Origin of the sequence: Fibrella aquatilis (genome assembly GCF_017353255.1) — a bacterium.
Lineage (GTDB): Bacteria > Bacteroidota > Bacteroidia > Cytophagales > Spirosomataceae > Fibrella > Fibrella aquatilis.
This window is the reverse complement of record NZ_JAFMYU010000011.1, coordinates 47,322-61,118: the sequence shown is the minus strand read 5'-3', so window position 1 is coordinate 61,118 and position 13,797 is coordinate 47,322. Positions and strand designations below refer to the sequence as shown.

The window sequence follows — 13,797 nt, the reverse complement described above, 5'->3', positions numbered from 1 at the left end:
ATTCGATGAGAAATTTAGACAGCTTCCGGTGTCGCAGCTTTAGCAATTTGACTAATAATAGTCACTTTACCACCTGCTTTCTCGATAGCTTCTTTAGCCGCTGCTGAGAAGCCATGAGCCGACACTTCTACAGCTGATGTGATTTCACCACGGCTAAGCACCTTAATAAGGTCTCTTTTACCTGCGAAACCATGCTCCTGCAGGAAAGCAAGGTCGACAACTGTGACGTTGGCATTTGTTACCAACTCCTGGAGCGTATCCAGATTGATAGGCTTGTACTCAACGCGGGTAGGGTTAGTGAACCCAAATTTTGGTAAGCGACGCTGAAGGGGCATTTGACCACCTTCAAAGTTCAGCTTGCGGCTGTAGCCAGAGCGCGACTGTGCACCTTTGTGGCCACGGGTAGATGTTCCGCCCATACCGGAACCCTGACCGCGACCGACTCGCTTGCGCTGCTGAACTGACCCTTTTGCCGGCTTAATGTTATTAAGATTCATGTCAGTTAGTGATTAAATATGTTCAATCGTAACAAGGTGTTGCACCTTGTTAATCACACCGGCAATGGATGGATTGTAATCCAGCACAATGCTCCGGTTGATCTTACCCAAACCCAACGACTGGATAGCCAGCTTTTGTGTTTTAGGACGCTTAATGGTGCTACGCACCTGTGTGATTCGTACCTGTGCCATGCCTGTTTTGGGTTAACCGTTAAATACTTTCTTCAACGACACCTGGCGCTGGAATGCTACCTGATGCGGCAACCGCATCTTGATGAGGGCATCAATCGTAGCTTTCACTACGTTGTGCGGGTTCGACGAGCCTTTCGACTTGGCCAATACGTCATGAATGCCTGCACTTTCCAGTACAGCACGCATGGCACCGCCTGCAATAACACCCGTACCCGGAGCAGCTGGCTTTACCAACACAAAACCGCCGCCAAAACGGCCTTCCATTTCGTGGGGAACTGTACGCTTCAGCAAAGGAATCTGAAACAGGTTTTTCTTGGCGTCTTCAACACCTTTGGTAATAGCGTCGGTTACTTCGTTGGCTTTGCCCAGGCCATAACCAACTACACCATTGCCATCGCCAACTACTACGATGGCCGCAAAGCTGAAGCGACGACCACCTTTCACTACCTTGGCAACCCGGTTGATGGCTACTACGCGCTCTTTCAGGTCAGCCTCGTTTACTTTTGAAGGTCTTACGTTCGATACCATTCGTTTAGAAATTGAGGCCACCCTCGCGGGCACCGTCGGCCAGGGCTTTCACCTTGCCGTGATACAAATAGCCGTTGCGGTCGAAAACCACCGACTGAATACTTTGAGTAGCAGCTTTTTCGGCCAAACGCTGACCTACTTTCTTCGCGGTTTCAACCGTAAAGCCTTCTACTTCACTCTTCAACTCTACTGATGAGGCCGATGCCAGCGTTTTGCCAGCTATATCGTCAATCAGTTGAGCATAGATCGCTTTGTTTGAGCGATATACTGACAAACGGGGACGGGTTGTCGTGCCAGATACTTTTGCACGAATCCCGAACTTAATCCGTTGCCGTCTTTCTTGCTTCTTTGCCATGTTATTTGATACCAACCAAATGGGCAGTAATTACTTCTTACTGGCTGACTTGCCCGCCTTCCGACGTACAACTTCACCCACAAAACGAATGCCTTTGCCTTTATACGGCTCAACCTTACGTAGTGAACGGATCTTAGCCGCTACATCACCAACGAGTTGCTTGTCTGAGCTTTCCAGGTAAACCTTTGGGTTCTGACCTTTTTCGGTAACGGCTGTCGCTTTTACTTCGGCTGGAATAGCCAGGAAGATATTGTGCGAATACCCCAGGTTCAATTCAAGGATATTGTTCGTTACCGTTGCTTTGTAACCCACGCCTATGATCTCCAGGTCGAGCTTAAAGCCAGTGCTCACGCCAACGACCATGTTGTTGATGAGGGCACGGTATAACCCGTGCATAGCTTTATGCCGCTTCTGCTCTGTTGGGCGGGTTACTTTCACCTGCGTACCATCTATAGATACGGTGATGTCCCGATCAACTGCCTGAGACAGGGTGCCTTTAGGGCCTTTAACAGTTACCACGTTCTCTGCATCAACAGAGACGCTTACCGCTGAAGGCAGTTCAATTATCTTATTCCCTACGCGTGACATAGTGTTGGTTCTGAATTAATAGACGTAACACAGCACTTCGCCACCCACATTGAGGGTCCGTGCTTCTTTATCCGTCATAACGCCTTTCGACGTTGACACGATTGCCACACCTAACCCGTTCAGGATGCGCGGCAATGTCGTAGCCCCACTGTACTGACGCAGGCCAGGACGGCTCACCCGCTGCAGATCAACAATAGCCGACTGCTTGGTGGTGGGGTTATACTTCAATGCAATCTTGATTGTTCCCTGAGGACCAGTTTCGTCGAACTTGTAGTTCTGGATAAAGCCTTTGTCGAACAATACTTTGGTAATCTCTTTTTTGATGTTTGATGCAGGGATCTCCACCACCCGGTGCTTGGCACGGATGGCGTTTCTGACGCGGGTCAAAAAGTCTGCTATCGGATCTGTATTCATTTCTGCAAGGAGTTACTTGCTGGCCTATTTTAGAAAAAGGCTTGCAAAAGTACGGAAACTGTTTGAGAAATAAAACCTTACCAGCTTGCCTTGGTTACACCCGGAATCTTGCCTGCGCTAGCCATCTCACGGAACGTTACCCGTGAAATACCAAACTTACGCATGTATCCGCGAGGGCGACCGGTCAGTTTGCAACGATTGTGCAACCGAACTGGTGAGGCATTCTTCGGCAGTTTATCTAAGCCAGCGTAGTCACCAGCTTCCTTGAGTGCCGTGCGCTTGGCTGCGTATTTAGCCACCATGGCTTCCCGCTTGCGCTGTCTTGCTTTGAGTGATTCTTTAGCCATTTGATTGGTTTCGCTTATTTTTTGCTAGCACCGGCAAAGGGCATACCCAAACCGCGCAACAGTTCAATGCTTTCAGCGTCTGACTCAGCCGTGGTCACAAACGTGATGTCCATACCTGAAATACGAGACACTTTGTCAATGCTAATCTCAGGGAAAATGATCTGCTCTTTCACCCCAAACGTGTAGTTACCGCGTCCATCGAATCCTTTATCGCTAATGCCTTTGAAGTCACGTACCCGAGGTAGTGCTACTGAGGTCAACCGATCAAGAAACTCATACATACGATCGCCACGCAACGTAACCTTAGCACCGATAGGCATACCCTCGCGCAGCTTAAAGTTCGATACTGCTTTTTTGGCGATCGTGGCTACTGCCCGCTGACCGGCTATCGTTGTTAATTCTTCAACGCCTACGTCGACCAATTTTTTGTCGGCAACGGCAGCGCCGATCCCTTTATTGATCACGATCTTGCTAAGCCGGGGCACCTGCATCGCCGATTTATAGGCGAACTTCTGCTTTAGTTGCTCAGCAATTTCGTTTACATACTTCTCTTTCAATCGTGGCATACTGGCCATTGTCTTCGTGTGTTTAATGTGTTGGAGACACAAAAACTGATTATATCAGGTTGCCCGTCTTTTTCGAGAAGCGCTGCAACTTGCCTTTGTCGTTCAACCGACGCCCGGTGCGCGTTGGCTCACCAGTGGTAGGGTCTACCAGCATCAGATTACTAATGTGGATAGTGCCCTCTTCTTTCTTCAGTTCACCCTGTGGATTTTGAGCCGTTGGCTTGATGTGTTTCGTGATCATGTTCACGCCTTCCACCTTTGCCCGGTCTTTTTCCCGGATTACTTCTTTGATGACGCCCCGCTGACCTTTATGGTTGCCTCCAATCACCACTACAGTGTCACCTGTTTTGATGTGAAATTTGTGCGGAACGACTGTCTTTTTCTTTTCCATGTCAATAACCTGGGGTTTAGATAACCTCGGGAGCTAACGAAACGATCTTCATGAATTGCTTCTCACGCAATTCGCGGGCTACCGGCCCGAAGATGCGCGTGCCACGTGGCTCGTCGTTGTTGTTCAATAACACAGCCGCATTGTCTTCAAAGCGGATGTATGAACCGTCTTTCCGACGAACTTCTTTCTTGGTCCGAACGACAACGGCTTTCGACACCGTGCCCTTCTTCATATTGCTGGATGGGATAGCGGCTTTTACCGTTACCACAATCTTGTCACCGAGAGAAGCATACCGCTTGCCCGTACCGCCCAGCACACGGATCACCAGCACTTCTTTTGCGCCGCTGTTGTCCGCTACACCTAATCTTGATTCTTGCTGTACCATGGTGGCTTACTTCGCTTTCTCGATGATTTCAACTAAACGCCAACGCTTATTCTTGCTCAACGGGCGGGTCTCCATGATCCGAACCGTGTCGCCAATACCGCACTCGTTGTTCTCGTCATGTGCCGTGAACTTGGTAGTGCTGGTCATGAACTTACCATATTTGGTGTGCTTCTCTTTCCGGTCAACAGCTACGGTAATGGTCTTCATCATTTTATTGCTGGTGACCTTACCAACCCTCTCTTTCCGGGCACTCCGCTGAACACCGCTCGGTTGAGTGGCACTCGGCACAACAGCCGCCGGGGTTTCTGAAACCTGTGGCTGAGTTTGCTCTTGTTGTGATTCCATTGCGTTAATGAGCTTTATGCCTGATTAGACTTTGCCGTAAGCGCTGTATACAACCGGGCAATGAGTTTGCGGCTTTCACGAATACGCATCGGATTTTCGATGGGCGAAACGGCGTGGGCAAACGTCAATTTCTGCAATTGTTGTTTTTCGGCTTTAAGCTGCTCCTGGAGCTGCTCGGCCGACAAGGCTCTGATTTCCTGATTTTTCATCGCTACTAGATGCCTGTGGCTTATGCTTCCTGTTCCTGATAATCCCGACGAACAATAAACTTCGTGCGAACAGGAAGTTTCTGAGCGGCTAAGCGCAGGGCTTCCTGAGCGGTTTCGAGCGGAACGCCGGTTGCCTCGAACATAATCGTGCCGGGCTTCACAACGGCCACCCAATACTCAGGGGCACCTTTACCTTTACCCATCCGTACTTCGGCGGGTTTCTTGGTGATAGGCTTGTCGGGAAAAATACGGATCCAGACCTGACCTTCCCGTTTCATTGCCCGCGTTACTGAAATACGGGCCGCTTCGATCTGACGGGCTGTAATCCGACCAGGCTCAAGCGATTTAATACCGAATGTGCCAAAGGCGATCTCGTGTCCGCGTGTTGCGAGACCCCGAATACGACCTTTATGCATTTTGCGAAACTTGGTTCTTCTTGGCTGTAACATCTTATGTAAGAAGTTTACAGTCTTCAGTTTTCAGTTTTCAGTTGGTCATCTATGAGCGGACAAACTGTAAACGCTAAACTGAAAACTCATTTTTATCGTCTTCCGCCGCCACCGCCGCGATTTGGTCCACCGCCACGATTACCGCCAGCACCACCACCACCGCGGTTATTGCCACCGGCTGCACCGCCACGGTCATTGCCACCACGGTCGTTACGACCCCGGCCACCCCGGTCACCACCGCGATCATCGCCGCGGTCACGACCACGACGGTCGCCACGGTCGTTGCCGCCACCTGCCCGATCACCGGCCGAGGCCTGGGTCATCAACGCTGCTGGCGAGAGGTCACGCTTGCCGTATAGTTCACCTTTGAAAACCCATACTTTGATACCGATCTTGCCGTATACCGTTTGGGCTTCTGAGAGGGCGTAGTCGATGTCAGCACGCAGGGTGTGGAGGGGAACACGACCTTCCTTGTACTGCTCTGAGCGGGCAATTTCTGCACCACCCAAGCGGCCTGATACCTTCACTTTGATACCTTGTGCACCAACCCGGATGGCCGACTGAATGGCCTGCTTCATAGCGCGACGGAATGAAATCCGGGCCTCCAGTTGCTGGGCAATAGCTTCGCCAACAAGTTTGGCATCAATTTCAGGGCGTTTGATCTCGAAAATGTTGATCTGGACATCTTTGCCCGTGATCTTTTTCAGTTCTTCTTTGATCTTATCTACTTCGCCGCCGCCTTTACCAATCACAATACCCGGACGAGCCGTGTGAATGGTGAGGGTGATCCGCTTCAGGGTGCGCTCAATAACCACGCGGGCAATGGCACCTTTGGGAATACGGGCCGCGATGTATTTACGGATTTTTTGGTCTTCGACAAGTTTATCCGAAAACTCTTTGCCGCCGTACCAACTCGAATCCCATCCTTTGACGATACCGAGCCGGAAACCTACTGGATTAATCTTCTGTCCCATTCGAGTTATGCGTTTTCAGATGATTCGACAGTAGATGTTACTTCCGGCAGAGCAGGAGCTTTGCTGTCGATCACGATGGTGATGTGGTTCGACCGTTTGCGAATCCGGTGGCCACGACCTTGTGGAGCAGGACGCAGACGCTTCAGCATCGTTCCGCCATCAACGAAGATAGTTTTGATGAACAGGTCGGCATCTTCAATCCGCTCCCCTTCATATTTCTGTTGCCAGTTGGCCACTGCCGAAAGAAGGACTTTTTGCAGTACGGCAGCACCGGCCTGCGGTTGAAACCGCAGCACACCCAACGCCTTGCTCACGCGCTGACCGCGGATCAGATCGGCGATCAACCGCATCTTACGCGGCGACGAGGGTACATTCTTAAGCTTAGCTATTGCTTCCATGTTTTAGGAATTAAGAATTAAGAATTAAGAATTAAGAATTTGTGCCACTTTGGTGATACTCTTAATTGTTCATTCTTAATTCTTAATTGTTTTTACCGTTTGCCTTTGTCTTTCTTAGCCGTGTGACCACGGAAGTTTCGTGTGGGTGAGAATTCGCCCAGTTTGTGACCAACCATGTTCTCCGTCACGTAGACCGGGATGAACTTGTTGCCGTTGTGCACAGCAAAGGTGTGGCCAACAAAATCAGGCGAGATCATAGACCGGCGTGACCAAGTCTTAACCACCGACTTTTTGCCCGAATCGTTCAGCGCTTCAACTTTCTTGTCGAGGCGGTAGTCGATATAGGGGCCTTTTTTGAGTGAACGTGCCATTTACTGATTACTTTTTACGACGGCTAATGATCAACTTATTGGACGCATTCTTTGGCTTGCGGGTCTTCTGACCTTTGGCAAACTGACCGTTGCGTGAGCGCGGGTGACCACCCGATGCCCGACCTTCACCACCACCCATTGGGTGATCGACAGGGTTCATGGCTACGGCACGAGTGCGGGGACGACGACCCAACCAACGGTTACGACCGGCTTTACCAATCGTGACGTTCATGTGGTCAGCGTTACCTACCGTACCTACAGTAGCGTAACATACGTTTAGCACCCGGCGGGTTTCGCCCGAAGGCAAACGCAGCACGGCGTAGCGATCTTCACGAGCTACCAGCTGCGCATAGGTACCAGCCGAACGGGCCATTGAAGCACCCTTGCCAGGCTGCAATTCAACGCAGTGAACAATGGTACCAATAGGCATTTTGGCCAACGGAAGCGCATTGCCAACATCAGGTGTTACGCCTTCGCCCGACTGGATGGTCTGGCCTACGGTGATACCCTGTGGCGCAATGATGTAGCGCTTTTCGCCGTCTTCATACTGCACCAGCGAGATGCGCGACGAGCGGTTTGGATCATATTCTACCGAAACAACGGTAGCTGGCATATCGAATTTATCGCGTTTGAAATCGATAATACGATACATGCGCTTGTGGCCTCCGCCAATGTAGCGCATCGTCCGGCGGCCTGTGTTGTTGCGACCCCCTGATTTTTTCAGAGGCTCTAACAGGCTTTTTTCGGGCTTGCTGGTGGTTAGCTCCTTAAAGTCGGGAGCCACACGGAAGCGCGAGCTGGGGGTTACTGGTCTTAGTTTTCTTACGCCCATGATTACTGGTTCGGTTTGTCAGCCTATGGGATGAGGCTATAATTCTCCGTAGATGTCGATCACTTCGCCTTCAGCGACGGTCACGATGGCTTTCTTGACGAGTGGGGTACGGCCCGTTACTACCCGTCCGTTGATATTCTTCGAGCGTTTCCGGCCCAGCTTACGCATTGTGTTTACGCTTACCACGTTTACACCATACAGTTGCTCAACGGCTTTGGCAATCTCGATCTTGTTGGCTTTCGGATCTACCGCGAAGGCATACTTACCCAGTTTGTTCTGGGCAGAAATCTTCTCGGTCACGATTGGTCTTTTCAGCACGTCCATGACTTAGTTGGCTAAAATGGTTTGTAATACGTCAAGGGCATCAGCGCTGATAAGCAGTTGATCGGCGTGAACCAAATCATACGTGTTCACCTGCGCAGCCGTCATCACACGCGTTTTCTGAATGTTCCGGCTCGACTTCACCACGTTGGTATCAACGTTAGGCAGAATGAGGAGCGTCTTTTTGTCACTCAGTTGCAAAGCATTCAGGAAAGCAACGTAGTCTTTAGTACGGGGAGCATCGAAGGTGAAGTTCTCCAGTACCGATACGTTGTTGGCCTGCGCTTTAGCCGACAGGGCCGACCGACGGGCCAGCGCCTTTACTTTCTTGTTCAGTTTGAACGAATAATCGCGGGGGCGGGGACCGAAGATGGTACCACCACCAACAAACACCGGCGACTTCAAGCTACCGGCACGAGCGCCGCCCGTTCCTTTTTGCTTCTTCAGTTTACGCGTTGAGTGTGCGCTTTCGGCACGCTCTTTCGTCTTGTGCGTTCCCTGCCGACGGTTGGCCAGGTGCTGCTTAACGTCCAGGTAGATCGCGTGGGTATTTGGTTCAATACCGAAAATGGCTTCCGACAGATCGACTTTCTTGCCGGTGTCTTCGCCTTTGCTGTTATAAACGATAGCTTCCATGGCGGCTTATTTTTCGATAATGACGAATGAATTTTTAGCACCGGGAATAGACCCGCTGATGACCAGCAGATTTTGCTCGGGCAATACACGCAGCACTTTCAGGTTCTGCACCGTTACCCGGTTGCCACCCATCCGGCCCGCCATGCGAAGCCCTTTGAACACCCGCGAAGGGAATGAACACGCACCGATAGAACCTGGGTGCCGACCGCGGTTGTGCTGACCGTGGGTTTGACCACCCACACCACCAAAACCATGGCGTTTCACAACGCCTTGAAAACCACGACCTTTGGCTGTACCAACCACATCAACGAAGTCACCTTCGCCGAAAACGTCAGCTACCTGCAAGGTGTCGCCGAGGTTAAAGCTCTGCTCGAATTCTTTGAATTCAACCAGTTTGCGTTTGGGGGTAGTGTTGGCCGCTTTAAAGTGACCCAGCATCGGCTTGTTAGCGTGCTTTTCTTTCTTTTCGCCGAAACCCAGTTGAACAGCTTCATAGCCATCCTTGTCCTTTGTACGGACCTGGGTAACGACACAGGGACCAGTTTCGATAACTGTACATGCCAGAGCCTGCCCGTCCGCATTGTACACACTGGTCATCCCGATCTTTTTACCAATTAAACCAGACATTTTCTGTTTGTTAAAAAGCAGGTGAACGATTGATTGAACTCTTGCGGAACGCCGCACCGCCGGTAGGCCGGACCCCGGGTTGCCGGACCACCCAAAATGGGACCGCAAAAGTAGAAAAAACGCCTCGCTTATACAACGGCTTGTTTTTCAGGCAACAAAAAAGGCCGGGCGCATGGCACCTGACCTCCTCAAAGCAGCCCAACACCCCACGTGGGATTGACTACCGTAAAAAAATCAGGTGTGGTTTCTTTTCAGACCTTCACCCGCTGCTATGTTGCCCCTCTCGCTTACGCATTTGGGACTGCAAAAGTAGGAAATTATCCCGACACTTGATGAGTACAACCAAAAATAGTTTTATCCCAGTTGCCCCAGCGCAAAAGCCAGTGCCCGCCGCTCGGCGTAGGTGTGTGTATCGCCGCGCACCATAAAGCCTACATGGCCGCCCTGCGTGGGTGTTTCCAGGAATAGATTAGGCAGTTGACTTGCCAGTTCGTGCGGGTAGCACTCCGGCGAAAGCAACGGATCGTTCTGGGCGTTGAGCAGTAACGTTGGAACGGCCAGACCAGGCATGAAATGGATAGCTGAGGCCTGATGGTAGAAATCGTCGGCGTCCAGATAGCCGTTGACGGGAGCCGAAAAATGATCGTCGAAGTCTTTCCAGCGGCGTACCTGTGTTAATTGGCCAAGGTCAATGCGGCCCGGAAACTGCTGTGCTTTCAACACCATTTTCCGGGCCAGCTTTTTCATAAACCGATTCCGATAAAACCGATTTGAAGGCCAATCGAGCAGGCCTGCGCTGGTTTCCAGATTGACCGGGGCCGAAATAGCGATGGTCCGCTTGATAGCCTGTGGCAGGTTTGCTCCATGTACGCCTGCATATTTAAGCGTGATGTTGCCGCCCATACTATAGCCAATCAGCACAACCTCGGTATACGATTTCTGGGAGAGCGCATGATGAATCACCTCACCGATATCACCAATTTCGCCGTGATTATATAACCGGAACGCCCGGTTCATTTCGCCACTGCACGAACGGCAGTTCCAGGCCAGTACGTCGAAGTTATTGGTATGAAAGAGGATGGCCGTTCCTTTTATATACTGGCGGTGGCTATCGCCCTCCAGGCCATGGGTGAGTATAATCAACTTTTGGTACTGCGGCTGCCGAAGCCAGTCGAGGTCAATAAAGTCGCCATCGGTCAGGAACAGACGTTCCCGTTCGTACATGATGCCCGGCACCTTGCGCGTGAGGCTGGGCACAATGGTTTGCAGGTGGCCGTTATACTGGTAACGGGGCGGGCCAGGATAGGCAGTGGAGACCGTGGGCATTAACTTTGAGCGACGCAACTATGGAATACGCCAAATATATATCGGTGATGCTGGCCAGCATGCTCAAATTCATTGGGGGGCCACTGGCGGGGCTGGCGTTGCAACTAACCTGGCTGGAGACGGCAATCTGCACCCTAGCCGGTATGATGACGAGCGTGTTGCTGGTGGTCTTTGCTCATTCGGCCCTCGACAAGTTGCGGCAACGTTATCGCAAAACACCCCCCAAACTGTTTTCTAAACGCACCAGATTTGCCGTGAAAGTGTGGCGACGGTCGGGCATTACGGGTATTGCCCTGCTCACGCCCGTGTTGCTAACACCCCTTGGCGGTACGGCTCTGGCGGTATCCTTTCGGGTAGCCCCCCTCCGCATCGTCATAGCCATGCTACTCAGCGGCGCTTTCTGGGGACTAGTGTTTACTGTGCTAATCTACCAACTCCCAGCACTGCTTTGACAGTTACCGGCTTACCACGGCGGCTGGTTTGGCGGTCTTCTTTTTGAAATCACCGCGCGAGAAATGCTTCTCGATCCAGCAGTAGCATAGAATGAAAAAGTAGCGGCTGCCCATCTCTTTGATCTTCAATTTCGACTCGCCGTACTTGCGGTTTGTCCAACTGTTGGGCACCACCTCATAGCTGTATCCGCGTACCATCGCCTTCAAGGGCAACTCAACGGTAAGGTTGAAGTGGGGCGACAGGAAGGGTTTGATGCCCTCCATCGTTTCGCGGCGGTATAGCTTGAAGGCATTAGTGGTGTCGTCGTAGCGGATGCCCATCATGAGCCGGATGATTAGGTTAGCCACGCGGTTGATCACTTTTTTCACCGCCGGGTAATCGATCACACGTCCGCCTTTTTGCCAGCGCGAACCAAAAACGGCATCGGTACCCGTTTCCTGCATTTTGTGGTAATACTTCACCAGATCTTCCGGGTCGTCAGACATGTCGGCCATGAAAACGGCCACGCAATCGCCCGAAAAGCGTTCGAGACCGTAGCGAACGGCATAACCGAACCCGTTTGGCCCTAGGTTGGTGAACACCACGAGCGAGGGAATCTCCTGCTGCAATTGTTGCAACACAGCCAGGGTGTTGTCTTTCGAGTTGTCGTTGGTGACGCAGATCTCATGGTCAATACCGTGCTTGGCTAATGTCTGGTAAAGCGAACGCAAGGTTTGCGAGATGGATTCTTCCTCGTTGTAGGCCGGAATGACAACGCTGAGTTTCATAGGCTAGTGAATTAATTGGCAGGTTTCCAATGAGCAGGTACGTCGGGTACGGCCTGCGCTATCTGATGAATAATTTCGGTATGCAAAGGCCCTAACTGAGCTGCCAGGGCATGTTGTTGCACTTGAGCGGCGTTGCGAGCACCCGGAATAACTACCGAAACCGCCGGATTTGACAAGCAAAACCGAAGCGCCGACACCGACATGCCACCTTCCAGCTTATCTAAAAACTGGAGTTGGCGCGAACTGTTTACCAACCAGTCGCGGTCACGGTCGGGCAGGTAGTGCCGGTATTGGTCGATAGGGAATGCGGGATCTTCGTGCAGGTACCGACTGTTCAAAAAACCAGATGCCAGCGGCACGCGGGCAATAAACTGGTAGCCGTGAGCGCGGGGGTCAGACCAGAGGACATCTTCGGCGCGGCGGTCCAGGGCGTTGTAAATTACTTCCAGCACCGAGCCAAACCCAGCTTCCATAACTCGCTTTGCCCCATACACCGACCGCGAACTTACCCCGTAGGTCCGGATTTTTCCGGCCTGAATGAGTGCCTCAAATGGCTGCGGGTCATACGTGGCCCAATCAAATCCGTCAGGTGGGCTGTGGAGCAGGAGTATGTCGAGCGTGGGACGCTGAAGGCGGCGGAGGCTGGCATCAACGGCTTCGGCGAGGTAATCGGGACTATAATCCTGACTATTATTCCCGTCCGCATCGCGGCGGTTGCCAAACTTGGTGCAAACGGTAATGCCCTGCGCCGATGACTGCCGCAGGGCATTACCCACCCATGTTTCGGCTTGCCCGGCACCATACGAATCGGCGGTGTCGATGAATCGCACGCCGCCATCAATAGCCGTTTGTAGGGTTTGGATGGCCGTTTTTTCGTCGATTTCGCCCCAACCCGTGGGTTTGTCGCCCTGATAGTTGGGGCCACCCAGTTGCCAGGTGCCGATGCCTAACTGTCCTACAGCCTTCGCGCCGTGCGGCCAATTCATGCCGCAACGGTAGACGGAGCAGCCCGTTCGTTGGCCGATTCGAGAATGATCTTGCCTTTGATGAGGCTACGCTGACCAGGGTATTCGGCGAAGAACGCATTGCGGCCGTGCATGACGCGGTCGTCGTGGAAGAATACGCATTCGCCTTCCTGAAGTTGCAGGGGCATCACGATACCGGCTTCCATGATGCGGGTTTCGAGGAATTTGTGCCAGCGTTCGCAAAGGTCAATTACCTCGGCGGAGTTCTCTTCGCGGTCGATGCAGAAGTAATTCCAGTTGGCCAGATAACCTTCGGCATCCTGGTCGAGGCACTTGCGCACTTTGCGGCTCCCCCCTTTCGAGAATACCACGTCGGTGCTCATCAGTTCGTTGAGCAGGTCGGTTTCTTCGTCCATCTTCAGACAGTCGACCACCATCTGCAAATCAATGTAGGTGGTAGCACCACCGAGTTTGGCTCTTGAGGCACAGTAGAAGAAATTCACGGCCACCTCGTCATATAGCTCCACATAGGAGTCGTCGGTGTGGAGAGGCTGACGGGTGTTGCTCGACCGGTAGCGGTCAGGAATTTCGGGGTTGTACGTGATGTCAATCCAACGGTTTTCGGTCTGTTTCCCTGTTGACATATCTTCGCCGGCAGCGTGGATTTTGCCAATGGTTTCAGACAATCGGCTATAGAATTCATGGACGGGCAGATCGGGCTTAAAGTTGGCCAGATGTACCACCCGGTTCGACAACACAGCCTGCTTTACCTGCTGAATCGTGTCGTCCAGCGTGGTATACTCAACTTTAGCGAAGAAATTCATAGTGTCTGTGACGTTATTCCGTCAGTTAAAGTAGCAA

At 51.9% G+C, this 13,797-nt stretch carries 25 protein-coding genes; 1 reads left to right on the top strand and 24 read right to left on the bottom strand.

Features of this window, described 5'->3' with window-relative positions; translation table 11 throughout:
* Window positions 1-14 precede the first annotated feature (14 nt).
* The 21 genes from rplO to J2I48_RS14545 form a co-directional block, all read right to left on the bottom strand.
* Entirely contained in the window at window positions 15-497 is a 483-nt protein-coding gene (gene rplO, locus J2I48_RS14645) for a 50S ribosomal protein L15 (RefSeq protein WP_207336217.1), read from the bottom strand.
* Window positions 498-509: 12 nt separating this feature from the next.
* A complete protein-coding gene (gene rpmD / locus J2I48_RS14640; RefSeq protein ID WP_207336216.1) occupies window positions 510-689 on the bottom strand; it encodes a 50S ribosomal protein L30 in 180 nt (59 codons plus the stop codon).
* A gap of 12 nt (window positions 690-701) precedes the next feature.
* Entirely contained in the window at window positions 702-1,217 is a 516-nt protein-coding gene (gene rpsE, locus J2I48_RS14635) for a 30S ribosomal protein S5 (protein WP_207336215.1), read from the bottom strand.
* A gap of 4 nt (window positions 1,218-1,221) precedes the next feature.
* Entirely contained in the window at window positions 1,222-1,572 is a 351-nt protein-coding gene (gene rplR, locus J2I48_RS14630) for a 50S ribosomal protein L18 (protein ID WP_207336214.1), read from the bottom strand.
* A 30-nt stretch (window positions 1,573-1,602) separates the two neighbouring features.
* Window positions 1,603-2,160 (bottom strand): 50S ribosomal protein L6, encoded by a 558-nt coding sequence (rplF, locus tag J2I48_RS14625; RefSeq protein ID WP_207336213.1) that lies wholly within the window; start codon window positions 2,158-2,160, stop codon window positions 1,603-1,605.
* Window positions 2,161-2,175: 15 nt separating this feature from the next.
* The gene (rpsH, locus tag J2I48_RS14620; protein WP_207336212.1) at window positions 2,176-2,574 is read right to left on the bottom strand and encodes a 30S ribosomal protein S8; all 399 of its coding nucleotides are present in this window, start codon (window positions 2,572-2,574) and stop codon (window positions 2,176-2,178) included.
* Window positions 2,575-2,651: 77 nt separating this feature from the next.
* Window positions 2,652-2,921, bottom strand: coding sequence for a 30S ribosomal protein S14 (gene rpsN, locus J2I48_RS14615; RefSeq protein WP_207336211.1), 270 nt, complete (start codon window positions 2,919-2,921; stop codon window positions 2,652-2,654).
* A 14-nt stretch (window positions 2,922-2,935) separates the two neighbouring features.
* Window positions 2,936-3,496: a 50S ribosomal protein L5 gene (rplE, locus tag J2I48_RS14610; protein WP_310587276.1), complete on the bottom strand. Its 561-nt coding sequence runs from the start codon at window positions 3,494-3,496 to the stop codon at window positions 2,936-2,938.
* A gap of 40 nt (window positions 3,497-3,536) precedes the next feature.
* Window positions 3,537-3,878, bottom strand: a complete 342-nt coding sequence (rplX, locus tag J2I48_RS14605) for a 50S ribosomal protein L24 (RefSeq protein WP_207336210.1) — start codon at window positions 3,876-3,878, stop codon at window positions 3,537-3,539.
* A 16-nt stretch (window positions 3,879-3,894) separates the two neighbouring features.
* A complete protein-coding gene (gene rplN / locus J2I48_RS14600; protein ID WP_015334425.1) occupies window positions 3,895-4,263 on the bottom strand; it encodes a 50S ribosomal protein L14 in 369 nt (122 codons plus the stop codon).
* Between the two features lie 6 nt (window positions 4,264-4,269).
* Window positions 4,270-4,551: a 30S ribosomal protein S17 gene (gene rpsQ / locus J2I48_RS28285; RefSeq protein ID WP_310587277.1), complete on the bottom strand. Its 282-nt coding sequence runs from the start codon at window positions 4,549-4,551 to the stop codon at window positions 4,270-4,272.
* Window positions 4,552-4,622: 71 nt separating this feature from the next.
* Window positions 4,623-4,817: a 50S ribosomal protein L29 gene (gene rpmC / locus J2I48_RS14590; protein ID WP_207336208.1), complete on the bottom strand. Its 195-nt coding sequence runs from the start codon at window positions 4,815-4,817 to the stop codon at window positions 4,623-4,625.
* Between the two features lie 20 nt (window positions 4,818-4,837).
* Complete coding sequence (gene rplP / locus J2I48_RS14585) at window positions 4,838-5,266, bottom strand: 50S ribosomal protein L16 (RefSeq protein ID WP_207336207.1); 429 nt, start codon at window positions 5,264-5,266, stop codon at window positions 4,838-4,840.
* 92 nt (window positions 5,267-5,358) lie between these two features.
* Entirely contained in the window at window positions 5,359-6,240 is an 882-nt protein-coding gene (rpsC, locus tag J2I48_RS14580; protein ID WP_207336206.1) for a 30S ribosomal protein S3, read from the bottom strand.
* Window positions 6,241-6,245: 5 nt separating this feature from the next.
* Window positions 6,246-6,638 (bottom strand): 50S ribosomal protein L22, encoded by a 393-nt coding sequence (rplV, locus tag J2I48_RS14575; protein WP_207336205.1) that lies wholly within the window; start codon window positions 6,636-6,638, stop codon window positions 6,246-6,248.
* 92 nt (window positions 6,639-6,730) lie between these two features.
* A complete protein-coding gene (gene rpsS / locus J2I48_RS14570; protein ID WP_207336204.1) occupies window positions 6,731-7,009 on the bottom strand; it encodes a 30S ribosomal protein S19 in 279 nt (92 codons plus the stop codon).
* A 7-nt stretch (window positions 7,010-7,016) separates the two neighbouring features.
* Window positions 7,017-7,841 (bottom strand): 50S ribosomal protein L2, encoded by an 825-nt coding sequence (gene rplB / locus J2I48_RS14565; RefSeq protein WP_207336203.1) that lies wholly within the window; start codon window positions 7,839-7,841, stop codon window positions 7,017-7,019.
* A 36-nt stretch (window positions 7,842-7,877) separates the two neighbouring features.
* Window positions 7,878-8,165: a 50S ribosomal protein L23 gene (gene rplW / locus J2I48_RS14560; protein ID WP_207336202.1), complete on the bottom strand. Its 288-nt coding sequence runs from the start codon at window positions 8,163-8,165 to the stop codon at window positions 7,878-7,880.
* Window positions 8,166-8,168: 3 nt separating this feature from the next.
* Complete coding sequence (rplD, locus tag J2I48_RS14555) at window positions 8,169-8,798, bottom strand: 50S ribosomal protein L4 (RefSeq protein WP_207336201.1); 630 nt, start codon at window positions 8,796-8,798, stop codon at window positions 8,169-8,171.
* Between the two features lie 6 nt (window positions 8,799-8,804).
* The gene (rplC, locus tag J2I48_RS14550) at window positions 8,805-9,425 is read right to left on the bottom strand and encodes a 50S ribosomal protein L3 (protein WP_207336200.1); all 621 of its coding nucleotides are present in this window, start codon (window positions 9,423-9,425) and stop codon (window positions 8,805-8,807) included.
* Between the two features lie 354 nt (window positions 9,426-9,779).
* A complete protein-coding gene (locus J2I48_RS14545) occupies window positions 9,780-10,751 on the bottom strand; it encodes a YheT family hydrolase (RefSeq protein ID WP_207336199.1) in 972 nt (323 codons plus the stop codon).
* A 20-nt stretch (window positions 10,752-10,771) separates the two neighbouring features.
* Here J2I48_RS14545 and J2I48_RS14540 point away from each other — a divergent pair, with 20 nt between their 5' ends.
* The gene (locus J2I48_RS14540) at window positions 10,772-11,203 is read left to right on the top strand and encodes a hypothetical protein (protein ID WP_207336198.1); all 432 of its coding nucleotides are present in this window, start codon (window positions 10,772-10,774) and stop codon (window positions 11,201-11,203) included.
* Between the two features lie 3 nt (window positions 11,204-11,206).
* On the opposite strand, the gene J2I48_RS14535 is transcribed toward J2I48_RS14540, so the two are convergent.
* From J2I48_RS14535 to J2I48_RS14525, 3 genes are read right to left on the bottom strand one after another with little or no spacing between them, the layout of a single operon-like run.
* Complete coding sequence (locus J2I48_RS14535) at window positions 11,207-11,971, bottom strand: glycosyltransferase family 2 protein (protein WP_207336197.1); 765 nt, start codon at window positions 11,969-11,971, stop codon at window positions 11,207-11,209.
* Between the two features lie 11 nt (window positions 11,972-11,982).
* Window positions 11,983-12,957 carry an aldo/keto reductase gene (locus J2I48_RS14530; protein ID WP_207336196.1) on the bottom strand — a complete coding sequence of 325 codons (975 nt, stop codon included), beginning with the start codon at window positions 12,955-12,957 and terminating at the stop codon, window positions 11,983-11,985.
* The gene (locus tag J2I48_RS14525; RefSeq protein ID WP_207336195.1) at window positions 12,954-13,760 is read right to left on the bottom strand and encodes a TauD/TfdA family dioxygenase; all 807 of its coding nucleotides are present in this window, start codon (window positions 13,758-13,760) and stop codon (window positions 12,954-12,956) included. The genes J2I48_RS14530 and J2I48_RS14525 overlap by 4 nt, the downstream gene beginning before the upstream one ends.
* Window positions 13,761-13,797 lie beyond the last annotated feature (37 nt).